The sequence below is a fragment of the Gulosibacter sediminis genome (assembly GCF_023370115.1).
Lineage (GTDB): Bacteria > Actinomycetota > Actinomycetes > Actinomycetales > Microbacteriaceae > Gulosibacter > Gulosibacter sediminis_A.
On sequence record NZ_CP097160.1, the window covers coordinates 220,093 to 242,902 of the forward strand.

19 protein-coding genes are annotated in these 22,810 nt (G+C 68.5%); 15 read left to right on the forward strand and 4 right to left on the reverse strand.

Annotated features, from left to right (window positions below):
- Positions 1-5 precede the first annotated feature (5 nt).
- The 5 genes from M3M28_RS00960 to folE all read left to right on the forward strand — a co-directional run bounded on the left by M3M28_RS00960 (position 6) and on the right by folE (position 6,381).
- Positions 6-965 carry a sugar ABC transporter substrate-binding protein gene (locus M3M28_RS00960; RefSeq protein ID WP_249386994.1) on the forward strand — a complete coding sequence of 320 codons (960 nt, stop codon included), beginning with the start codon at positions 6-8 and terminating at the stop codon, positions 963-965.
- Between the two features lie 338 nt (positions 966-1,303).
- A complete protein-coding gene (locus M3M28_RS00965; RefSeq protein ID WP_249386995.1) occupies positions 1,304-2,071 on the forward strand; it encodes a DUF5819 family protein in 768 nt (255 codons plus the stop codon).
- On the forward strand, positions 2,068-3,153 hold the full coding sequence (locus tag M3M28_RS00970; protein WP_249386996.1) for an HTTM domain-containing protein: 1,086 nt from the start codon (positions 2,068-2,070) through the stop codon (positions 3,151-3,153). Before M3M28_RS00965 ends, M3M28_RS00970 begins: the two co-directional genes overlap by 4 nt.
- A gap of 361 nt (positions 3,154-3,514) precedes the next feature.
- Positions 3,515-5,752 (forward strand): ATP-dependent zinc metalloprotease FtsH, encoded by a 2,238-nt coding sequence (gene ftsH, locus M3M28_RS00975; protein WP_249386997.1) that lies wholly within the window; start codon positions 3,515-3,517, stop codon positions 5,750-5,752.
- Between the two features lie 2 nt (positions 5,753-5,754).
- Positions 5,755-6,381 (forward strand): GTP cyclohydrolase I, encoded by a 627-nt coding sequence (gene folE / locus M3M28_RS00980; protein ID WP_249386998.1) that lies wholly within the window; start codon positions 5,755-5,757, stop codon positions 6,379-6,381.
- A gap of 269 nt (positions 6,382-6,650) precedes the next feature.
- On the opposite strand, the gene M3M28_RS00985 is transcribed toward folE, so the two are convergent.
- Positions 6,651-8,147 carry a purine-cytosine permease family protein gene (locus M3M28_RS00985; protein ID WP_249386999.1) on the reverse strand — a complete coding sequence of 499 codons (1,497 nt, stop codon included), beginning with the start codon at positions 8,145-8,147 and terminating at the stop codon, positions 6,651-6,653.
- 162 nt (positions 8,148-8,309) lie between these two features.
- Between M3M28_RS00985 and folP the strand changes: the two genes are divergently transcribed.
- From folP to M3M28_RS01000, 3 genes are read left to right on the forward strand one after another with little or no spacing between them, the layout of a single operon-like run.
- On the forward strand, positions 8,310-9,197 hold the full coding sequence (gene folP / locus M3M28_RS00990) for a dihydropteroate synthase (protein WP_249387000.1): 888 nt from the start codon (positions 8,310-8,312) through the stop codon (positions 9,195-9,197).
- The gene (folK, locus tag M3M28_RS00995; protein WP_249387001.1) at positions 9,194-10,318 is read left to right on the forward strand and encodes a 2-amino-4-hydroxy-6-hydroxymethyldihydropteridine diphosphokinase; all 1,125 of its coding nucleotides are present in this window, start codon (positions 9,194-9,196) and stop codon (positions 10,316-10,318) included. Before folP ends, folK begins: the two co-directional genes overlap by 4 nt.
- Positions 10,315-10,857 (forward strand): DUF3180 domain-containing protein, encoded by a 543-nt coding sequence (locus M3M28_RS01000; RefSeq protein WP_249387002.1) that lies wholly within the window; start codon positions 10,315-10,317, stop codon positions 10,855-10,857. Before folK ends, M3M28_RS01000 begins: the two co-directional genes overlap by 4 nt.
- Before the next feature lie 193 nt (positions 10,858-11,050).
- On the opposite strand, the gene M3M28_RS01005 is transcribed toward M3M28_RS01000, so the two are convergent.
- Together M3M28_RS01005 and M3M28_RS01010 are read right to left on the reverse strand one after the other, a co-directional pair.
- Positions 11,051-11,440, reverse strand: a complete 390-nt coding sequence (locus M3M28_RS01005) for a hypothetical protein (RefSeq protein WP_249387003.1) — start codon at positions 11,438-11,440, stop codon at positions 11,051-11,053.
- Positions 11,441-11,535: 95 nt separating this feature from the next.
- A complete protein-coding gene (locus tag M3M28_RS01010; RefSeq protein WP_249387004.1) occupies positions 11,536-12,285 on the reverse strand; it encodes a hypothetical protein in 750 nt (249 codons plus the stop codon).
- Between the two features lie 268 nt (positions 12,286-12,553).
- On the opposite strand from M3M28_RS01010, the gene M3M28_RS01015 reads away from it, so the two are divergent.
- From M3M28_RS01015 to M3M28_RS01035, 5 genes are all read left to right on the forward strand, one after another.
- Positions 12,554-13,036 carry a PH domain-containing protein gene (locus M3M28_RS01015; protein WP_249387005.1) on the forward strand — a complete coding sequence of 161 codons (483 nt, stop codon included), beginning with the start codon at positions 12,554-12,556 and terminating at the stop codon, positions 13,034-13,036.
- Positions 13,036-15,618 (forward strand): PH domain-containing protein, encoded by a 2,583-nt coding sequence (locus tag M3M28_RS01020; protein ID WP_249387006.1) that lies wholly within the window; start codon positions 13,036-13,038, stop codon positions 15,616-15,618. Before M3M28_RS01015 ends, M3M28_RS01020 begins: the two co-directional genes overlap by 1 nt.
- Positions 15,619-15,828: 210 nt before the next feature.
- Entirely contained in the window at positions 15,829-16,803 is a 975-nt protein-coding gene (locus M3M28_RS01025) for a MerR family DNA-binding transcriptional regulator (protein WP_249387007.1), read from the forward strand.
- Positions 16,800-17,150, forward strand: a complete 351-nt coding sequence (locus M3M28_RS01030; RefSeq protein WP_249387008.1) for an antibiotic biosynthesis monooxygenase family protein — start codon at positions 16,800-16,802, stop codon at positions 17,148-17,150. The genes M3M28_RS01025 and M3M28_RS01030 overlap by 4 nt, the downstream gene beginning before the upstream one ends.
- 44 nt (positions 17,151-17,194) lie before the next feature.
- Positions 17,195-18,091, forward strand: coding sequence for a dihydrodipicolinate synthase family protein (locus M3M28_RS01035; RefSeq protein WP_249387009.1), 897 nt, complete (start codon positions 17,195-17,197; stop codon positions 18,089-18,091).
- Between the two features lie 36 nt (positions 18,092-18,127).
- Here M3M28_RS01035 and M3M28_RS01040 read toward each other — a convergent pair whose 3' ends face one another.
- Positions 18,128-19,144, reverse strand: coding sequence for an LCP family protein (locus M3M28_RS01040; protein ID WP_249387010.1), 1,017 nt, complete (start codon positions 19,142-19,144; stop codon positions 18,128-18,130).
- Positions 19,145-19,231: 87 nt separating this feature from the next.
- Here M3M28_RS01040 and M3M28_RS01045 point away from each other — a divergent pair, with 87 nt between their 5' ends.
- Positions 19,232-20,485: a glycosyltransferase family 4 protein gene (locus M3M28_RS01045; RefSeq protein WP_249387011.1), complete on the forward strand. Its 1,254-nt coding sequence runs from the start codon at positions 19,232-19,234 to the stop codon at positions 20,483-20,485.
- Positions 20,478-22,373, forward strand: coding sequence for a hypothetical protein (locus M3M28_RS01050; RefSeq protein ID WP_249387012.1), 1,896 nt, complete (start codon positions 20,478-20,480; stop codon positions 22,371-22,373). Before M3M28_RS01045 ends, M3M28_RS01050 begins: the two co-directional genes overlap by 8 nt.
- The last annotated feature ends 437 nt before the right edge of the window (positions 22,374-22,810 follow it).

A 22,810-nucleotide genomic window follows, 5' to 3' on the forward strand; every position in this document is an offset into this window, starting at 1 on the left:
CCCCCATGTCTGTTCACAAACGGCTGCTGTCGGCATTGGCAGCACTCGCAACTTCCACGATTCTGCTGAGCGCGTGCGCTTCCGGTTCCCCTGGCGCTGGCGGGGGCGACAGCTACACCATTGGTGTCGTCGTACTCGATCTCCAGGACCCAGACCTCGCGCACATGACCGAGGCGATGCAGGCCGAGGCTGACACGCGCGGCGTCGAACTCAAGGTCACCGACTCAAAGAAGGATGTCTCGACCGAACTCAACCAGGTTGAAGACTTGATCACGCAGCAGGTCGACGCCATCGTCCTGCAACCGCTCGACGGTGAGGCGAGCCAGAACGCGGCGCAACGAGTGATCGACTCCGAGATTCCTCTCTTCGTCCTCTCAACCGAATTTGCCGACGGTGCCGACATCGCCTACGAGAGCTACATCGGCATCGACGATACGCTCGCCGGGGAGATGCAGGCCGAGTACCTCAACGAAGTGCTCCCTGATGGCGGCAACGTCGTGTTCGCGGCCGGTACCTACGGTGCCTCGTGGACCGACCGCCGCATCACCGGCTACGAGAACAAGATCAACGACAACATCACGACGGTTGCCGAGTTCCAAGGCAAGGGCAGCCGTGACGAAGCGAAGCGCAATATGGAGGATGTCCTACAGCGGTTCGGCACCGGTGAGATCGACGCCGTTGTCGCGAACAATGACGAAATGGCGCTTGGTGCGTCGTCGGCGATTGAGGACGCCGGGCGGACCGACGAATTCCAGGCCATCGTCGGCGTCGACGGCACTCAGCCAGCTATCGCCGCCATTCAATCCGGAACCATGACCGCGACTGTCCAACAGGATTCGGCGGGCCAGGGTGAAAAGACGATTGAGGTCGTGCAGAACTTTCTCGATGGCAAGGACATCGAGGACCGCTACACCCTGCCGTTCACGCTGATTACCGAGGAAAACGCGGCCGACTTCGCCGAGTAGCACGCACGGCGTCTGATACGTCGCTCAGAGTCTGCGCCCGCCCGAGTTCTCGGTCGGGCGCAAACTCTGTTCGGGGGGGGGGGGGCGACGCCCCGGGAGGTGTTCGTCTGAACTCGGGTGGAAGTGAAATCACCACGGGCAGCGGTTCTGCTCGGCCGGCGGCACTTCTACAATCTTCATCGGCACCATGCCGTTGTCGGGAACCTGCCCTTGCGCAGGACCGACGATGACCTGCTCCGAATCCCCGAGCCGGTTGAGCCACGTGAGTGGGATGTGCCGAGACGAGCACCCATCCGCCCCGTTCACAGGTCAATGGCCGCTGTTCGAGAAAGCCCCGAATGACCACATCCGAGACCAAGAAGAAGCGCTCGCCGCTCGTGCGAGTGGTGCTCGCCGTCGCGGCGCTCTTCACGGCCTGGCACGTGTTCGCGTCGTTCCTCTGGATCGCGCCGACCTCGCCGATGCGCGAGGTCGTGCCCGGCAACGCGCTGTCGAGCTACATGATTCCTTTCTTCGGACAGTCGTGGAGCGTGTTCGCGCCGGCGCCGATCAACGGCGACTACACGTTCAAGGTGCGCGCGCAGGTCGAGGGTGACGACGGCGAGCTCACCGAGACTGAGTGGGTCGACGCCACCGCGGTCGAGCTCTCGATGATTCAGTACAACCTGTTCCCGCCGCGCGCGGGCATCCAATCGACGCAGGTCGCGAGCTCGTACAAGGGCAGCTTCGACGACCTCAACGCCGACCACCGCGTGGTCGTCGCGCTCAACTACTTTGAAGACGACTTCGAGCAGCGCCTCGAAGACAAGCTCGACGAATACGGCGACGAGAACGCCGTCGACGCGTACATGCCGACCGAGCACATGGCCACGGCTTACGCGACGCAGGTCGCCCACGCGATTTGGGGCGACGGCGTCGTGCGCGTGCAGTTCGAGGTGACGCGCCAGAACGTCATTCCGTTCGAACAGCGCAACGACGCCGACGCGACCCTGCCCGACCCGACCATCCTCAGCCCCGGTTGGCGCGGCACGGTGCGCAACGAGGGGCAGTCCGACGAGGCGTTCGAGGAGATCTTCCGCGACACCTACGAAGGGATGCAGGAGTGAGCGGGCGCGCAGGGTTCGGCACCCAGGTGCGTCGCGTGCTGGTCGGCATCGGCTCGTTCATCGCGGAGGGCGTGACGGCGCTACTGCGGGGCGCCGGCAAGCTCATCCGTCAGGGCTACGACTTCGCCGAGGCCTGGCTGCTCGACTCGAAGAAGGCGACGTACGGGCTGGCGATTACGCGTATCCTGCTCGGCGCTGCCGCGGTGGGGCTCCTGGTCTCGAACTTCCGCACGCGGCTCTACTCCTTCGGCAGTGGCTCGCTCTGGAATGGTGAGGGCATCGAGGCGGTCAGCGACTTCCCGAAGATCTGGCTGTTCAGCTGGTTCCACAACGCGATGGCGAATGACGCCGCCTACACCGCGCTCTACCTGCTGCTGCTCGCGCTCGCCGTGGCGTTCACGCTCGGCTGGCGCACGCGCGTCGTGCATCCCGTGTTCCTCGTGCTCTGGGTGAGCTTCATCGAGGCGAACGACATGCTCGGCGACCAGGGCGACAACATGTACCGCATCGCCCTCTTCTTCATGCTGTTCGCCGACTGCGCCGGCCGATGGTCGCTGGATGCGCGCCGTCGGGAGAAGCGCGGGCTCGAGCCGAAGAGTGAAAACTGGCGCCAGATTCAAAACCTGCTGCACAACCTGGTGCTCGTGATTCTCACGGCGCAGGTGTCGTTCGTCTACGTTTCGGGCGCACTCTACAAGGCAGGCGGCGCACCGTGGCAGCACGGTCACGCGGTCTACGACCCGCTGATGACCGAGCGCTTCGGCACCTGGCCGGTGCTGAGCGACCTCATCACCTCGTGGGGGCCGCTCGTGACGGTCGCGGCCTGGGGCTCGATCATCATGCAGCTCGCCTTCCCGTTCCTGCTGCTCACGCGCTTCACGCGCGTAATCGGCCTCTTCGCGATCCTCACGTTCCACGTCGCGATCGGCGTGCTGATGGGCCTGCCCTGGTTCTCGCTGTCGATGATCGCGATCGACTCGATTTTCGTGCGCGACCGCACGTGGCGCGCCATCGCACACGGCCACGGCCAGCGCATCCGCGGGGCTGCCGCGGTCGCACGGGAGAGGGTGCCAGCGCCGTAGGACGCCCTTCGGCGCCCGCCCTTTCTTCGGAGCACCGGCACCGTCTGGCGCCGTGAGTCGGACAAACTCGCAGAAAATGGTCGTTTGAACGGGCTCAGCCCGTTCAAACGACCAAAATCTCGGAGTTGCGCCAAGAAGTTGCGGGCACGGTTCGATGTGTGACGAATTTGAACGCGGTTGGCCGGTGGCGTACCCGCGCATCCGGCCCGCCGCACGCCCAGTGCGCGGGTGGCGAACGGGCAGCCAGCGCCAAAGTGGGCGCTAGTAGGATTTCCGCAACTGCAGGGGCGTGTTGCTGCCCCGCTTCCCGAGCCGGGCATCCGGCGTCGCTGAACGAAAGGCAGCGGGTTCGCTCGCGCGCATGAAAACCTTGAAGAAACTCCTGAAGAGCCCGATCACGATTGTGCTGCTCGCGGTGATCGTCATCGGAATCGGCTTCAGCCTGATCAACCAGCAGGGCAACACTGAGGTCACGACGCAGCAGGGTCTCGAGATCCTGAAGAAGGACAAGCTCAAGACCGTCACCATCGTTCAGGGTGACAACCGCGTCAACATCGAGTTCGTCGAGGCCGACGAGGAGTACGGCCAGCAGGCGCACTTCTACTTCGTGGATGCGCGTGCCGAGGCCGTCGTCGGCGCGGTCGACGGCGCCGATATCGCCGAGAACTACAACGACGAGGTGCCCGGCCCGAACTGGTTCAGCACCGCGCTTTCGCTGTTGCTGCCGCTCGTGCTCATCGGTTTCTTCGTGTGGCTGATGCTGTCGAGCATGCAGGGTGGCGGTGCCGGCGGCATGATGAAGTTCGGCAAGTCGAAGGCGAAGCTCGTCAACAAGGAAGACCCGCAGGTCACCTTTGCCGACGTCGCCGGCGCGAACGAGGCGCTCGAGGAGCTCGCCGAGATTAAGGACTTCCTGAAGGAACCCGACAAGTTCCTCGCCGTCGGCGCGAAAATCCCGAAGGGCGTGCTGCTCTACGGCCCTCCCGGTACCGGTAAGACGCTGCTCGCGAAGGCCGTCGCGGGTGAGGCGGGCACGCCGTTCTACTCGATTTCGGGTTCCGACTTCGTCGAGATGTTCGTCGGTGTCGGCGCCTCGCGCGTGCGCGACCTGTTCGAGCAGGCGAAGCAGAACGCACCGGCCATCATCTTCATCGACGAGATCGACGCGGTCGGTCGCCAGCGCGGCGTCGGCATGGGCGGCGGCAACGACGAGCGCGAGCAGACGCTGAACCAGCTGCTCGTCGAGATGGACGGCTTCGACGCGACGACGAACGTCATCCTTATTGCGGCGACGAACCGCCCGGATGTGCTCGACCCGGCCCTGCTGCGCCCCGGCCGCTTCGACCGCCAGATCGGCGTCGACGCCCCCGACCTCGAGGGCCGCCGCAAGATCCTCGAGGTGCACTCGAAGGGCAAGCCGATCGCGAAGGACGTCGATCTCTCGGTCGTCGCCCGCAAGACCCCCGGCTTCACCGGTGCTGACCTCGCGAACGTGCTCAACGAGGCCGCGCTGCTCACGGCTCGCCTCGGCGCGCAGATCGTCGACGCCCGCGCGATCGACGAAGCGATCGACCGCGTCATCGCCGGCCCGCAGCGCCGCAGCCGCGTCATGAACGACCAGGAAAAGCTGATCACGGCGTACCACGAGGGCGGCCACGCGATTGCGGCCGCGGCCCTGCGCCACACCGACCCGGTGACGAAGATCACGATCCTGCCGCGCGGCCGCGCGCTCGGCTACACGATGGTCGTGCCGCTTGAAGACAAGTACTCGGTCACCCGCAATGAGCTGCTCGACCAGCTCACCTACGCGATGGGTGGGCGCATCGCCGAGGAGCTCGTGTTCCACGACCCGACGACCGGCGCATCCAACGACATCGAGAAGGCCACGAAGACGGCCCGCAAGATGGTCACCGAGTACGGCATGTCGAACACCGTCGGCGCGATCAAGCTCGGCGAGAACGAGGGCGAGTCGCCGTACTCGCGCTCGCAGGGTGCGCCGTACTCCGACACGACCGCCGTCGTCGTCGACCGCGAGGTGCAGGGACTGCTCGAGCAGGCGCAGCAGGAGGCCTGGTGGGTGCTCACGAACAACCGTGACGTGCTCGACCGCCTCGCCGCCGAACTGCTCGATGTCGAGACCATCGGCCATGAGCGCCTCGCCGAAATCTTCGAGGGCATCGTCAAGCTGCCCGAGCGCCCGCAGTGGCTCTCGAGCCCCGAGCGCCCCGTCAGCTCGCGCCCGCCGGTGCCGCTGAAGCCGCACCTCCCCGCGAGCGGTGAGGAGGCGCCGAGCAGCCATGCGACTGGGGCTGGTGAGGATGCGCCTGGGCACGGTGAGGGGGCTGGCGCGCCTGGTGCCGGTGCTGGTCAGCCTGGTAGCGGCGCCGGTCAGCCTGGCGCCGGCCAGCCTGGTGGCGGCCACGCACCCGGCGGCGCCGGCGAGCCCGACGGTGGCGCGCATCCTGGTGGTGCACCGCAGCCCGGGTTCGGGGGCGACAAGCCCGGCGTGACCGACGTGCATCCTGGCCTCGACCGGCCCGAGCCCGGCTCGGGTCTCGACAACCCCGAGGGCCCGACGCGCCCCGGCGCCTGGTCGTAGCGATGGCGGTGGATGCGCAGCGCGCGCAGGCGGCCGTGCGAGAGTTGCTCGCCGCCTGCGGCCTCGACCCGGATTCGGCGCAGTTCGCGCGCACGCCCGCGCGCGTTGCCGCCGCAGCGGCCGAGCTGTTCGCGGGAGTCGGCGTCGACGCGGTCGCGCCCCTGATCGAGGGACGCATCTCGCTCGGCGAGCCCGATGCGGCGCCGTCGGTCAATCGCCTCGAGGCCGTCGAATCGGGGCAGCCGGTGCTGCTGCGGAACATCCGTTTCCGTTCGGTGTGCGAGCACCACCTGCTGCCGTTTGACGGCTGGGTGCAGCTCGCCTACCTGCCCGGTGACTCGATCATCGGGTTCGGCCGGCTCTACGACCTCGTTGAGACGCTGTCGAGCGCGCCGACGCTGCAGGAGCGGCTCGGCGACGACCTCGTCGACGCGATCATGACCGGCCTCGACGCCCGCGGCGCCATCGCCGTGCTCGAGGCGCGGCAGGGATGCGTCGCCGACCGCGGGCCGCGTCAGAGCGACTCCGAGACGGTCACGCTCGCGACCCGGGGCGCGTTCAACAACCCGGATGCGCGGGCCGAGGTGCTGCGGCTCATCGCCCTGGGCGCGTCCGACCGCGACGAGTAGGGGAGCGCGCCGCTCGCGGCGCTGAGGATGCCGCGGCGCGTGGCGCCGCTCCTGCTTTTGTGGCGACTTAGTGTCGCCAATATCCCACTTTTCGCGCTGAAAGTGGGACATCGGCGACACTCTGCGTTGAGGGGCGCACCCACGCCCAGGGTGGCAGCCGCAAAGTGTCCTCAAGATCCCACTTTTCGCGTCAGAAGTGGGACTTCGGGGACACCAAAAACGAGCGGGGCGCGACCACGACCGGCCGCGCCCCACCCAGACCCCAAACCTCAGCGGGCGAGCTCTTCCTGACGGCGAATCTTGCCGCGCCGGCCGATCCACGCGACCACGAACGACAGCACGAGCGCGAAAAATACCCCGAGGTTGGCGTAGGCCCAGTCGCCATCGCGGCCCCCGACCATCCAGAGCAGGTAGCCCTGCCAGTTGTTCCACGCGGCGTCCTCGGCAAACGAGTTCACGACGAAGCCCCAGCCGACCACCGAGGTGACCACCATCGTGCCGATCGACAGCCAGTCCCACGACCCATACCTGCCCCGCGCGTCAAACAGCGCGGCGTCGTCGTAGTCGCGGCGACGCGTGAGAATGTCGGCGATGAGGATGCCCGCCCATGACGCGAGCGGCACGCCCAGCGTGATCAGGAAGCTCTGGAACGGCCCGAGGAAGTCGGTCGCGAAGAACACGACGTAGATCGTGCCGGCGGTGAGGATGAGGCCGTCGATCGCGGCGGCCGAGGGGCGCGGGATGCGGATGCCCAGGCTGAGCAGCGTGAGCCCCGACGAGTAGATGCCGAGCACGGCGCCCGACACGAGCGCGAGTACCGCGGTGAGCAAGAACGGGATGAGCACCCAGGTCGGAAGGATCGCGGCGAGTGCGCCGATCGGGTCGCCCGCGATCGCCTCGTTGAGCGCGGGGTCGGATCCGGCGAGCAGCACACCGAAGACGACGAGTACGACGGGCGCGACCGAGCCGCCGAAGGCGTTCCAGAACACGATCTTGCCGTCGGGGGTGTCGCGGCGCTGGTAGCGCGACCAGTCGGCGGCGATGTTGATCCAGCCGAGGCCGAAGCCGGTCATGACCATGACGAGCGCGCCGATGACTTGGCCGAGGCTGCCGCTCTCGAGCGCCGAGACGGCCGCGAAGTCGATGTGCGAGAACGCGAGGATCGCGTAGAGAATCGTGACGGCACCGGTGATCCAGGTGAGGATCGACTGCAGCCGCATGATCACGTGGTAGCCGAGCACCGAGGCAGCCACGATGAGCGCCGCGACCACGACGGTCGCGATGATCTGCACGACCACGCCGCCGTCACCGCCGAGCTGCGTGATCACGGTCGACGTCGCGAGCACGGCCATGATCGCGAGGAACGTCTCCCAACCGATCGACGTCAGCCACGAGATGATGCCGGGCACCTTCTGCCCGTGCACGCCGAATGCGGCGCGGCTGAGCACCATGGTCGGCGCTGAGCCGCGCTTGCCCGCGATCGCGATGAGGCCGCAGAGGAAGAACGACACGACGATGCCGATGATCGCGACCATCGTCGCCTGCCAGAACGAGATGCCGAAGCCGAGAATGAACGCGCCGTACGACATGCCGAACACCGACACGTTCGCGGCGAACCACGGCCAGAACAGGTCGGATGGCTTCGCGGTGCGCTGCGACGGGTCGACGACGTCGATGCCCTGGCGCTCGATCAGCCCGGCGGATGCGGCGGGCACCGCGCCGCTCGAGGAGGAACCCGACAAATCAGGTGGTGTCTGCGTCGACATGGAGGCCTTTCGCTGGGGAGTCTTTTCGGCATCCTATGTTCCCGCGAGCCGCCCCGCAGCGCCGATGTCGCTCGATTTCACCCCCACCGTCGGCAGCGAACGCTCCGCCGCGCAGCCGCATCGACCCAAGCACCCCACGAGTGAGTGCGAGAGAATGAACGCATGACCGAATTGCGCCTGTCCGCGGAAGTCACCATCGACCCGAGCACGACCGAGATCATGGGCGTGCTCAACGTCACCCCCGACTCGTTCAGCGACGGGGGCACCCTCAACTTCGAGAGCGCCGAGGCGCGTACCGCATCCGCGCTCGACCGCGCGTATCGGCTGGTGGCGCAGGGCGCGACGATCATCGACGTCGGCGGCGAATCGACTCGCCCCGGTGCCCAGCGCGTGCCTCAGGCCGAAGAGCTCGCACGCGTGCTGCCGGTCGTGCAGCAGCTCGTGGCCGACGGCATCCCGGTCTCGGTCGACACGATGTACGCAGAGACCGCGGCGGCCTGCCTCGACGCGGGCGACGTCATCATCAACGACGTGTCGGGTGGTCGGTCCGATGAGCGGATGCTTGAAGTCGTCGCCGAGCGCGGCGCGCGGTTCATCCTCAGCCACTGGCGCGGCCACAGCGTCATCATGAACGACCTCGCCGACTACGACGACACCGCTGCCGAAGTGCTCGCCGAGTTGCAGCAGATGCGCGACCGAGCTGTCGCCGCGGGCGTCGCGCCCGGGCGGATCATCCTCGACCCCGGCCTCGGCTTCGCGAAGGATCGCGACGACAACTGGGCCGTGCTCAGCCACCTGCACGAGCTGCAGCGGCTCGGGCATCCGGTGCTCATCGGGGTGAGCCGCAAGCGCTTCATCGGCCAGCTCCTGCCTGAGGATGCGCCGGTCGCCGCCCGCGACCTGCCCACCGCCGTCGTCTCTGCCCTCTGCGCCGAGCGCGGCGTGTGGGGCGTGCGCGTGCACAACGTCGCGGCGACCCGCGTCGCCATCGACACGGTCTCGGCCTGGCAGAACGGCGCCGACCTCCGCGAGCAAGGCGCCGAGCATTGAGCGAGCGGGATGCTGGGCTCGGCCGGGATGCGCAGCAACAGTCGGGCTCAGCCTCCGAGCCGGATGCGCGCGAGCAGTCGAGCGCGAACGCGCCGGCTGGAGGAGTCGCGCCCGGCAGCTCGGCCGCGAACGCGCCCGCCGCATCCGCGACCCAGCGCATCCACCCGGCCGAGGCCGCGATTCAGCTCACGCCGAACCGCCCGGGCCCGGCTGCGCATCCGGCCCTGCCCGCGCCCGAACTCGACCGCATCGTCATCGAGCGGCTGCACGTGCATGGGCGCCACGGCGTCTTCGCGCACGAGCGCGCGAACGGCCAGGACTTCTACATCGACGCCGAGGTCTGGATTGATACGCGCGCGGCCGCCGCATCCGACGAGATTGAGCAGACGGTGCACTACGGCCACCTCATGCGCGCGCTCTACGAGGTCGCGATGCAAGAGCCGGTCGACCTGCTCGAGACCCTCGCCGAGCGGCTCGCGGCCGTGACCTTCGCGTTTGCCGGGCCGCAGGCCGTGCGCATCACGGTGCACAAGCCGCAGGCGCCGGTGAAGCTGCGCTTCGATGACGTGATGATTTCAATTTTGCGGTACCGACCCGAGGGTGCGCAGCCCATCGAGGCGCGCCGCCCAAGCGCCCGCGCGGTCATCGCGCTCGGCTCGAATCTGGGCGATCGCGAGGCGACGATTCGCGACGCGTTCGAAGAGATCGAGGCGCTCGACGGCGTCTGGCCGCACCTGCGCTCGAGCCTCTACGAGACGCCCGCGCTCACGACGCACGGTATCGACGAGTCGGCGCCGGCCTACCTCAACGCGGTGATTGCGGTGCACACGAGCCTCGAGCCGCACGAGCTGCTCGACCGGCTGCAGCAGATCGAAACCGGGCACGGCCGCGTGCGCGCCGAGCGGTGGGGGAGTCGCACGCTCGACCTCGATATCGTCGAGCACGGCGGGCTGCAGCTGCACGATGCGACGCTCGAGCTGCCGCATCCGCGCGCGTTCGAGCGCGCCTTCGTGCTCGCGCCCTGGGCCGAGATCGAGCCCGAGGCGTCGCTGCCCGGCCGCGGACCAATTCGCGAGCTGCTCGCGAACGCCGCCGACCGAGTCGAGAGGTACCGCGGATGACCCGCACCAACCCCTGGCGCCTCGTCCTGCTCTTTGTCGCGGCCGGCGTCGTCGTCTGGGCCCTGCAGGTGTGGCTCACGTCGGGCGGCTCGGCGACCATCGTGCCGTCGCTGCCATTCGGTATCACGCTGCTGCTCATCGGCGTCGTCACGATCGTGCTCGCGTGGCCGGTGCGCCGCTACACGCAGGCGCTACGCAAGGCGCAGGATGTGAGCGACCGCCGGCGTGACGACGCGGACGACGACCGGCCTGAGTGGCGCGAGGTGTCGAGCAAGCGGGTGGATCCGCAGCGCGCGATGCTCGCGCTCGCGCTCGCGAAGGCGTCGAGCCTGGGCGGCAGCATTTTCGCCGGAGGATGCACAGCGACGGTCTTGTGGCTCGCCTCGCGCACCGTCGTTGGCGCGGGAATGCCGCTTGCGATCGTCTCGCTCGTGTGCGCCGTCGCGCTGCTCGTCGCGGGCCTCGTTGCCGAAAACTGGTGCGCCCTCCCGCCCGACGACAGCGAGCCGGCCGGCGACCAGGTCCCCACCGCGAGCTAACCCGGTCACGCGTCGGATTACCCGACGTGGGGAGGGGCTGAGGGAGATGTCCCTCATCCCCTCCCCACGTCGGGAAATCCACCGCGTTTCGGGGGCAACTGCGCCCGGCGGGTCGCGCCTGTCTCGCTCGGGGCCGCGGTGAGGCGCTCCGTCGCCCCGAAGCGAGGCAGGCGGAGGCGTCTTGGGTGGGTTGTTAGGTGGTGTGCGTCGGGTAGATGCACGCAGGGGTGGCATCGTGCGTTGCGTCGAAGGAGGCGTCGGGTAAGACATCGGCATCAGCGATGTTGTGGGAAACGCACATATTGGCCAGCTCGTACGACGCCTCTTTGCCGCTGCGGCTGGCGAGCACGAGACTCGATCGCCGACGCGTGCGGAGGTGCGGGCAGACCAGTGCTTGCGACATTCTCGTCGCCATCGTCACTGGCCCCGCAGTTTTTGGCACGTCGCCGATGAGTCGCAACAGCCAGAGCCTCGACTCGTTGCGCAGAGCCTCGACTGGTTGCCAGACCCCCGACTCGTTGCCGAGAGCCTTGGACAGTTGTGCTGCATCGGTCGGGTCAGGTTCCCGGTGCACGTCACACACGACCTCAGCCTAGAAACAAATTGCAGCATGACTATGTCGAACGAGCGTCGCTCTCGTATCCCTGGGACGGATGCGGTGAGCGGCCCGTGTGCCCGCTAGCTGACGGCGTCGGTCACGGTGTCGTCGGGACTTGCGGCGTTCGGGCCGGCATCACCTTCGCTGTCGGGCGTCGACGGGTCGGTCGGCGACTCGCCGCTCGAGTCGCCGTTGCCGGATGTGTCGCCGGGTCCGCCGGTGTTCGTCTCGCCGCCGGTGCCAGAGCCGCTGCCAGAGCCGCTGCCAGTGCCGCCATCCGTGGTGCCCGTGTCGCCGCCACCGCCGGCAGCGCCGTCGGTCGACCCGTTCGTGTCAGTCGAAACCGGCACACAGGTGCCGTTCGCGTCGAACTGCAGGCCGTCAGCGCAAGGCTCGATGTCGCCGCCGGTGCCACCCGAGCCGCTGCCGCCTGACCCAGACCCGCCTGACCCAGCGCCACCCGTCCCAGATCCACCCGCATTCGGGTCAATCGGAACCTCGGGGCTGTCGTTATCCGGCTTCGGCGCCTGCGGCAGCGACTCGGACGGCACGGGCGTGCGCGTCGCCGGCCGCGAGGGTGTCGGGCTTTGCGTCGGTGTCGTCGTTGCAGTGACCGTGGGCGTCGATGTCGGAGTTTCGGTCGCCATTGGCCCGGTCGCGGATGACTGCAGGAACAACGAGAGCGCGCCACCAGCGACCACCAGGGCGACCGCTACGATACCCACGACGAGCAGGTTGCGCGGCTGACGCATCCAGGCCGAAAACCGCGCGAACGCGCCGGGCCCTGCCTCTTCGAGCAGTCCGCCATAGTCATTAAGGGGCTGGGTCACTGGGGTGTTGCCGTTCTCTAGAGCAGGCGCAGACTCTGCGTATTCACTGCATTATCGCAAGATTTTTGCGGTATAGGCATCACCAGAGGGTGGCCAAATGCTATTCAACACGGGTCACACCAGTATCACTAGACCCAGTCAGTGCCCAGCGGCCAACAACTCGTGCGAGCCGCTACGGAGCATCCATCGCACGCATGATTCCGGCGCCGCGTGGCCGCGCGGGTGGCTAGGCTTTCCCGAGACACCCACCCGAGGTCGAGAGGCAGCAATGCAATACCCCGATACGCCCGGCATTCAATGGCGCAGAATTTCGTCGAAGCTCGCGTTCCGCACCCTGGTCGGCGCGATCATCTGGCTGGTGATTTTCGTGGGCGTCACGATCGGCCTCACGTTCATTCCGGGCTCGTTCCCGTGGTGGATCATCGGCCTCGTCTTCGTCATCATCGCTGCCATCGAGATTCCGATGTCGTTCATTCGCGTGCGCAGCATCGGCTATGCCCTGCGCGACGATGACCTCGTCTTCAAGCGCGGCGTCATCTCGAAGCGCCTCGTCGCGGTGCCGTACGGCCGCCTCCAGGTCATCGACGTCAGCCGCGGACTGCTCGACCGCATGCTCGGCATCGCGTCGCTCACCACGGTGACCGCCGCGGCGTCGACGAACGTGAGCATCCCGGGGCTCACCCCGACCGAGGCCGACGAGCTGCGCGACCACCTCATCCGCGTCGCCGAGACCCGACGGGCTGGCCTGTAATGGCAGACGATTTCGAGCAGCAGGACCGCCCGCCGGCGCCAGGCCAAGGGCAGGATGCGCAGGCTCAGGCCGCGGGCCAGGGCCAGGATGCGCGGGCTCAGGCCGCGGGCCACAGCCACAATGCGCAGGGCCGCGCCGGTCAGCCGCAGCCGGATGCGCAGGGCCAGTTCGGTCAGCACCAGCAGCAGTACCCGGCGCACCAGCCATTTGGGCAGCAGCCCGGGCCGCAGTACGGGCAGACGCCGGGGCGCCCGCCGTTCCAGCAGGCGCCGAACCAGGCTCCGCCGCAGGCCGCACCCGCGGCCCAGCCGATGAGCCGGCGCGAAGCGCGGCAGGCCGCGCAACGCGAGGCCGCCGGACAGCAAGTGCACGGACAACAGCAGCCCCAGCAGGTGCCGCCGGCTCCGCCGCAGGTGCCGAACCAGCAGCCTCCGCAGGGCTACCCGCAGCAGCAGCCTGGCGAGCAGCGGCCGGGTCAACCTCCGCAGGGCTACCAACAACAGCCCGGTCACCAGCAAGGTTTCGGCCAGTACCCGGGTCAGCCGCAGCAGGGACGGCCCCAGCCGCAGCAACCACAACAAGGGTTCCCGCCGCAACCCCAGCAGGGCTACCCCCAGCAGCCGCAGCAGCAGTTCCCGCCGCAGGCCCCCGCCGGCGTCGGCGATCTCGCCGACGGAAACTGGCACCGACTGCATCCGGCTACCCTCTGGATCAACATCGTCGGCGGCATTTTTGCGTTCTTCTGGGTCGGCATCGCGCTGCTCATGAGCTTCTTTCCCGCCGTGGCCGAGGACGGCCTGCCGAGCTGGGTGATCTTGCTCGCGCTGGTTGGCGTGTTCGTCGTGTTTATCCTCGCGATCCTCGGCACGTGGCTCGGCTACCGCAACACTGAGTTCCGGCTTACCGACGAGGTCTTTGAGCTGCGCAAGGGCGTGCTCAATAAATCGAACCGCCAGGTGCGCTTCGACCGCCTCCAGTCGGTCAACCTCAACCGCCCGGTGTTCGCGCGCATCTTCAACCTCACCGATGTCGAGACGTCGGGCGCGGGCGACAAGGCCGGCTTCTCGCTGAAGTACCTCAACGCCGACCAGGCGAACGGCCTGCGCGCCGAGCTCCTGCGCCGCGCATCCGGTGCCAAGAAGCGCCAGAACGAGCGTCGCCACCAGCGCGCCGAGCAGGCGGCGGCCCCGACTGGCCAGTACGCCGGACCCGCCGGGCCCGCAGCGCCGGGCGCCCCGGGCATCCCCGGCGCCCCGATGCAGCCGGGCACGACCCCGCCGCCGGCCCCGCGCCGCGGCCAGCTCAGCGCGTTCGTCGACCGCGCGGTCGAGGACTTCGCCGGCCCCGAGCTCAGTCCCGAACTCGTCGCTGAGCAGTCGGTCGTGCGCGTGAAGCCCGCCCGCATGGCGGCGACCGCGGCGCTTGGCGGCGTGCTCGCGGCGGCGATCCTCATCGTCGTGAGCATCATCGGCTACATCGTCGTGCGCGGCATCCTCGGCGCGGCGTTGCGCGGCGGCGTGCCGTTCGGATTCGACGTCGCGTGGCTGCTCGGCTCGGTCGGCACGATCGGCTTCGTGCTGTTTATCACGCTCGTCTCGGCGGGCAGCACCGCGCTCGGCAACATGCAGTACACGATCGCGGGCACGCCCGACGGTCTGCGCGTCGGCCGCGGCATTCTGAACCAGACGAACGACACGCTGCCGCCGGGCCGCATCCACTCGATCGAGGTGCGACAGCCGGTGCTCTGGAAGCCGTTCAAGTGGTACTCGATTCGCGTCAACCGCGCCGATGTGCAAACCGGCAGCTCGCAGCAGGAGCAGCAGAACGCCCTGCAGCGCTTCATCGTGCTGCCGGTCGGCACGCGCGGCGAGGTCGAGCGAGTGCTGCAGCTCATCATGCCGATGCACATGAACCCGCGCACCGCGCAGCTGCTCGAGTCGGGCTTCAAGGGCGGCCGCAACCGCGAGTTCACGCCGGCGCCGCTGCGCGCGTGGTGGCTGCACCCGTTCAGCATCCGCTTCATCGGTGGCGCCATCGACGGCGGCGTCGTCTACATTCGCACCGGCTGGCTCACGCGGTCGATCGCGATGGTGCCGGGCGAGCGCATCCAGTCGGTGACCGCGCGCGCCTCGCTGTTCGAGCGGATGACGAACGTCGGCAACATACGCATCGACACCGTCGCCGGCCCGATCCACCCGATCCTGCCGGCCGTGTCCGGCGACCTGATCAACGGGTTGCACGAGGAGCTCTCGAAGCTGGCGATCCGCGCCGCGAAGGAGGACACCTCGCACCGCTGGTTCGAGGCGCAGGCCCGAGCGACGGTCGCCGCCGCGCACATGCACGCCGCGGATGCGCGCCGCACCGGTCGCGCGCTCGACCCCCAGACCCAGCGCGTCCTCGCAGCGGAAGAGGCGTGGCGCCGCGAGCAGCAGGCCGCGTCGGCCGGCAGCGCGGGTCAGGCGCCGGGCGCGGGCCAGGCACCGGGTGCAGGTTCGGCAGCTAGCGCTAGTTCGGCCCCTGGCCCCGGGGGAGCCCCGACCCAAGGCCGACCCCCGCAGCCTCCGGCCGGACCGCGCCCGTAACCAGCGCATCCGACCAGCCGTAGCCATTAGCGCCGCGGCGAGCCATTAGCCGTAGACCGCTAATGCCTCGCCGCGGCGCTAATTGCTGTCACCAGGTTCGCGCCCCAACCCACCCGGATGCGCGGGCTCGTGTTCGGCCGCACGCTCCGGCCAAGCCCCAAGTTGACTCTGCCCCTGGGGTCAAGGTTTACCTTGGCCCTGGAGGTTGAGATGCGTATTGGAGAGCTCGCGCAGCGCGCTGGCGCCACCGTCAAGGCGGTTCGCTACTACGAGCAGATTGGCCTGATCACGCCCGATCGGCAGCCGAACGGCTACCGCACGTTCAGCGAGCACCACGTGCAAGCGGTGCAAGAGATCCGCAAGCTCGCGGCGCTCGGCATCGCGCCCGCTCGCGCGACGCCGTTTCTCGAGTGCCTCGATGCCGGCCACGAGCACGGCGACGAGTGCGTCAGCTCGCTCGCGGTCTACCGCGACGCGATCGCCGAGATCGACGGGGTCATAGTCGAGCTCACGCGGCGCCGTAACGACCTGCAAACGCGGCTCAACGCGAGCGCATCCCGAACGTTCAGCGACCAGTCACGCAACGCAAAGGAGCCCGACGTGACCGACTACACCATCCTGCCCGACGGCCTGCCAGTGCCCGACGATGACGGCGCGGCCGCGCACCTGCCGGGCCTCAAGCTGCCGCCGCTCACGCTGCCCACGAGCAACGGCGAGCAGCTGCGCCTCGACGAGCCGATTCCGGGCCGCGTCGTGATCTACCTCTATCCGCTCACCGGCCGCCCGGGCGTCGACCTGCCCGAAGGCTGGGATGCGATTCCCGGCGCACGCGGCTGCTCGACCGAGGCGTGCAACTTCCGCGACCACTTCACCGAGCTTCGCGACGCCGGGGTCACCCGCGTGTTCGGCCTCTCGAGCCAAGACGCCGACTACCAGGCCGAGGTCGTCGACCGCCTGCGCCTGCCGTTCCCGATGCTCTCCGACGAGTCGTTCGCGCTTGGCGAGGCCCTGCGCCTGCCGACCTTTGCGGCCGAGGGCCACGATCGCCTCTACAGCCGCCTCACGCTCATCGTTACGGGCGGCGTCATCGAGCACGTCTTCTACCCGATCTTCCCGCCGAACACCCACGCGCAGCAGGTGCTCGCCTGGCTGCAGGAGAACCCGCGAAAGGACGCCGCCGAGTGACCACCGCATCCACCCCGAAATATAGCTCGACGTTCATCTTCGAGACCGGCGAGCTCACCGAAGAGTTCCACCGCATCGACGGCGAGATCGCCCGCCGTGCCCGCGAGATCCCCGGATTCCTCGGCGAGGAAGCCTGGCACAACGCCGAGACCGGGCTGTACTCGGAGGTCTACTACTGGTCCGACATGGATGCGCTGAAGCAGCTCGTCGGCATGGACACCCACCAGCTTGCGAAGCGCCGCCATGGCGAGTGGCTCGGCGAGTACCGCGTCGTGATCGCCGAGGTGCAGTCGGTCTACGGCAACCCGGCGCTCGGCATCGAGCACGCCCCGACGCCGGGCTCGTAGCTCGCCTAGTATCCAACCCACCGCCTACCCCTCAGGAGCTCACCGTGTTCACTGGCCTCAACGCGTTCCCGCTCACCCCCCTTGCCGACGACCGCGTCGACGAGCGCGCCTTCGCCGGCCTCGTCGAGCGCCTCGCGGCCGCGGGCGTGGATGCGATCACCGCGCTGGGCTCGACCGGATCGTACGCGTACCTCTCGGTTGAAGAGCGCGCCCGGGTCGCGCAGCTGGCCGTGCAGCACGCTGGCGAGATCCCGGTAGCGGTCGGTGTCGGCGCGCTACGCACTTCGGATGTGCTGAAGAACGTCGAGAATGCGGCGCGAGCCGGCGCGCAGGCGGTGCTGCTCGCCCCGATGACGTACCAGCCGCTCACACACGACGACGTGTTTGAGCTGTTCCGCGCCGTGACCGACGCGAGCGAACTGCCGGTCATCGTCTACGACAACCCCGGCACCACACACTTCACCTTCACGACCGAGCTCTACGGCCGCATCGCGCAGCTGCCGGGCATCGCGTCGATCAAGATCCCCGGCATGCCGGGCGACGTCGCGTCGGTGCGGGCCCGCGTCGACGAGATTCGCGCCGCGATTCCCGAGCACGTCACCATCGGCATCTCGGGCGACGCGTTCGCCGCGACCGGACTCAGCGCGGGCTGCGACGTCTGGTACTCGGTGATCGGCGGCACCCTGCCCGAGCCCGCGCTCGAGATCACCCGCGCGGCTTTCGCCGGCGACGCGACCGCAGCATCCGCCGCCTCAGAGCGACTCGCGCCGCTCTGGCAGCTGTTCGCCGAACTCGGCGGCAGCCTGCGCGTCGTTGCGGCGATCGCCGAGCGCCTTGGCCTGGCGCCGGAGCGCAGCCTGCCGCTGCCTATCCAGGGCCTGGATGCGGCGCAGCGCGAGCGGGTCTGGCACGTCGTCGAGACGCTCGGCCTCGACGCCTGACCCATCGGCGGACGCCAACGTCACGCAAACAGAGAATTACCGCGCGGGTGGGTCGTACCCGGCGAGGGTGTCGTCGGCGAAGTGCTGCTGCACGGTGGGCAGCTCGGCATCATTGACGTACACGACCGACTGGCCGCCCTCGTCGCCGGTTCCGGTAGTCGGCAGCGTGAACGAGGTGATGTCGCTGCTCTTCACCGACGCCATGCTCGTGCCGAGGTCGACCATGGTGTTCACGGTCAGCTCCGAGTCGCGCGCGATGTACGGCACCACCGAGTTCAGCAGCGAGTTCAGCGTGATCGGGTTCGTCAGCACGTCGCGGCTGAGCATCTTGTCGGCCACAGCCTTCAAGAACAGCTGCTGGTTCTCGACGCGCTGGTAGTCGCCGTCGGTGAAGGCATACCGCTCTCGCACGAACGCAAGCGCGCGGTCGCCCGACAGCGTGATCTGCCCGGCCGGGTAGTGCTCGTTCGTGGGCGAGCCCGAGGTGAACTCGGTCGGGTTGTTCACGGTCACGCCGCCGAGCGCGTCGGTGATGTCTTTGAACCCCTCGAAGTCGACCATCATCACGTGGTCGATGCGCTGGTCGATGATGCCCTCGACGGTCTGAATCACGAGCGGCACGCCGCCGTACGCCATCGCCGCGTTGATCTTGTTCATGCCGTAGCCCGGAATATCGACCCACGAGTCACGCATGATCGACATCATCTGCACGCCCGAGCGGTCGGCCGGGATGTGCGCCACGATCATCGTGTCGGCGCGCGACCCCGTGCCGTCGAGTTCGGTCGAGGCCTGGTCGGCGCGCGAATCGGAGCCGAGCAGCAGGATGTTCATCGAGCCGGTCGTGTTTTCGGTCGGGCGCAGCGTCTCGTCGGGGAATGCGTCCTCGATCGTCTCGGTGTTGCCCCAGCGCGCGTACACCGAGTAAATCGCGGCACCGGCGGCCAACACGAGTACGAGGAAAACCGAACCAATCGCGATCCAGACGTTGCGGCGACGGCGCTGCGCGCGGGTTCGCGTACGTGAATTGGCGCGGGTCGCATCCTCGTTTTGCATAGCGGCAGTATCCCACGAGCGGTGCGCGAACGGGTATCCACGTCGTAGTCTGGGAGAACGTCTGCCGGGGACGAGAGGAGTGGCTACGTGCGGGTTCTGCTGCTCACCCACTATTTCGCTCCCGAAGACGGTGCCCCGCAGCGACGCTGGGGCGCGCTCACGCGCGAGTTCGTCGAGCGCGGGCACGAGGTCGCGGTGATCACGCCGCCGCCGCATTATCCGTCGGGCAAGCTCGCGAAACACCACCGCCGCGCCTACCGCGCCGGCAGCCACACGACGACTGAGCACGGCGTCGAGGTCTTCCGCAGCAACTGGCTGCCGCACCGCGGCGACATCATCACGCGCACCTTCGACCACGCGACGGCCGCTACCTCGACCGCCCGCCGCGCGGCGCAGCTCATCAAGAAGGGCCGCATCCGCCCCGACGTCATCGTCGCCACGGCCCCCGCGATCGAGACGATCTACGCCGGCAACTGGCTCGGCCGCAAGTTCAACCTGCCCGTCATCACCGAGATGCGCGACGCCTGGCCCGACCTCGTCACCTACACGCCCGGCCTCGCGAGCGGCCGCGGCCCGGTCGCGATGGTGAAGCGGCGCATCCACGAGTCGGTCACGCGCGCCCAGCTCTCGGCCGGGCAGGTCGTCACGACGACGAGCGCGTTCGCCGGCGTGCTCGAAGACCGCGGCGTCGAGCACCTCGAGATCATCCGCAACGGCACCGTGCCCGAAACGTACGAGCAGGTGCCGGCCCGCGACGCCGACCACCCCGAGCTGCGCGTGCTCTACATGGGCAACCTCGGTCGCAGCCAGGGCCTCGACCTCATCATCCGTGCCGCCGCGATCCTGCGCCAGCAGGGCTATCACCTCGCCGCGCGCATCGTCGGAGCCGGCCACGAGGCCCCCGCGCTGCGCCAGCTCAACGCGCAGCTCGGCGAGCCGGTCGAGATTCTCGACCGCGTGCCGCCGAGCGAGGTCGTGCACCACTACGCCTGGGCCGACTCGACCATCGTCTCGCTGCGTGACTGGGAGCCGTTCCTCTGGACCATCCCCTCGAAGCTCTACGAGCTGCTCTCGACGGGCCGCCACATCACGGGCATCCTCGACGGCGAGAGCGCGGGCATCCTCATGGAGGCGGGCGTCGGCACGGTCGTGAAGCCAGGCGATGTCGACGATCTCGTGGGTGCGTGGCGCGGGCTCATCGAGCACCCCGAGCGCCTCAACGTGAGCGATTCGGGGCAGAAGTGGGCGCGTGAGCACGTCGCCTACGACAGCCTCGCGACACGCTACCTCGAGATTTTGGAGCGCGTGCAGGCCGACCACCGGACGGAGTCGCGTGCCTAAAAATCGGATGCGCGCGCTCGCGGCGCGAGCGAAGCGGATGTTCACTTCCGGCTCGCGTGATGGCGCCGGCGAGCAGGCGCACACGCCGGAGGAGCGGCGCCTCGCGGCGGTGCGAGAGTTCCACAGGCACGAGCGGCAACTGGCGCCGGCGTACAAGCACTGGGGCTACAAGAACGTCTTCGCAAAGGGCTTCATCGGCATCCGCGGCGTCGAGCCCGAGCTACCGCGCGAGCGCTGGCAGCGGTTGACGTTCGGCGACTGGCACTTCGCGATCGACCCTGAGCTCGAGCACCGGCAGGCGGTGGGGGAGCGTTGCGCCGTGCTGATCCTCGGCCACGCCTTCGCCCCGGCGACGGATGCGCCCGGCGGCACGGCCCGCAGCGACGCGGATGCTCGGCTCGCGACGGTAGCCAGCCGCCGCGACGCCGTGGCCGCCAATCTCCTCGCGGCTGCCCGCGCCGATCTAGCGGCCGGCGCGTCCCGCACCCGCGTCGACGAACTCGTCACGTGGCTCTCGGGCCGCTTCGTCGCTTTCGTGCTGCGCGGCGAGGAACTCGACGTCTACGGCGACCCGATGGCGACGCGAGCCTGCTACTACCTCGACCAGGGCAACATCCGCGTCGCGGCTCCGAACGCGACCGCGTTCGCGGAAGGCGCCGCCGAGGCGCCCCGCGCGACCGGCCAGGCGGCCAGCGGGGGCGTATCCGCGACCGCAGTGGCTGCCGACCCCGGCGCAACGGCCCCCGCTCCAGTCGACGGCACCGAAGCCCTCGCACCAAGCGACGGTCCGTTCGCCCATACGACGGCAATCCCGTATCCGAACCTGCCGGGCAGCGCGCCGGCGCCCGACAACCTCCGCGCCCTCGCACCGGCCGTCGCCTCGCACACCGCGCTGCTCTCGAACTACGCGGGCGGTCTGACCTTCCGCGAGAAGCGCTGGGCGCTCACGCACCCCGACTACGCCGACGACTTCGGCCGCTGGATGCCCGGCCTCATCACCGCGCACGACCACGTGCGCCAGGTCTCGGCGAACTGCCGCCTCACCATCGCCGCCCAAGAGGCCGCCCACCGCCGCTTCTTCCCGCCCCTCGGCTACCACCGCGCCGAGCATCCGGCCGAAGAGGCGTTCCCGATCTTCCGTGACGAGCTGCGCCAGCAGGTGCGTAACTGGTGCGACACCCACCGCGAAGTCTCGCTGCCGCTCACCTCGGGGCGCGATTCGCGCGCGATCCTCGCCGCGGGCATCATCGAACTGCAAGAAGCTGGCGCGCTCACCTTCACCTACCACCCGTTCCACGTGCCGCAGAAGAGCACGCACACCGACCTCGACATCGCGGGCCGCATCTCGGCCGCGGCCGGCCTGCCGCACCTCGTCATCGACGTGCGTAACGTCAAGCGCGGCTCGCCCATGGACGAGCTCTACAACGCGACGTTCCCGAGCTACCGCCGCTACGCGAACCTCGCGGCCGCGCTCTACGTAAACATTCCTGCGAAGGCGGCGACGCTGTTCGGCGTCGGCGGCGGCATCATCACGGGCATGTACCGTAACACCGACGAGCAGACGCTCAGCGCGCCCTTGCTCGCGCGCAAGTACGCGAACTCGAAGTTCGGCGACAGCCCCGAGCTGCATCGCCGGCTCGAGCAGTGGTTCGCCTACACCGAGTTCGACACCGAGCGGCTCGGCGGACACAGCATCTACGACCTGTTCCATTGGGAGCACCGTATGTCGAAGTGGGGCGCCGAGGGCTACCTCGAATACGACCTCGCCACTGTGCCGGCGCCCGTGCTCAATTCGCGCCGCCTGCTGCTCACGGCGCTGTCGTTGCCCGAGGCCGACCGCAAGGCGAAGCGCCTCTACGAGCTGCTCGAAATCACCGACCCCGAGTAGCGCGACACCGGGGCGTAGCCAGCCATTCTCCGGCGGGTAGTCGAACCGGCCGACCTCCGATATCCCGCTGCCGCACCTGTTGCCGCAGCCCCTGTCGCCCCACCGCCCCAAATCAACGCTTTTCCCTACGCAGGTGGTCCCAAAAGGGATAGTTCCCTCTGGGAGGCCGTCTGTGGGGAATTGCGCCGCCTCTCGACCGGCCGCCGACGCCCGCCCCATCCCCAGCCGTTACCCGCCCCATCCCCAGCCGTTACCCGCCCCAGCTGCCCCAGCCGTCGCTTTTCCCTACGCAGCTGACATCAGAGGGATAGTTCCCTCTGGCCCGCCTTGCGTAAGGAAAAGCGCCATTCAACAGGCGCAGAGCGCGGCGGTTTTCCCGACCGGGGAGCGGGATGAGGAAATCCCACCTCAAGCATTTGCAAGGTCGGGAAATACAC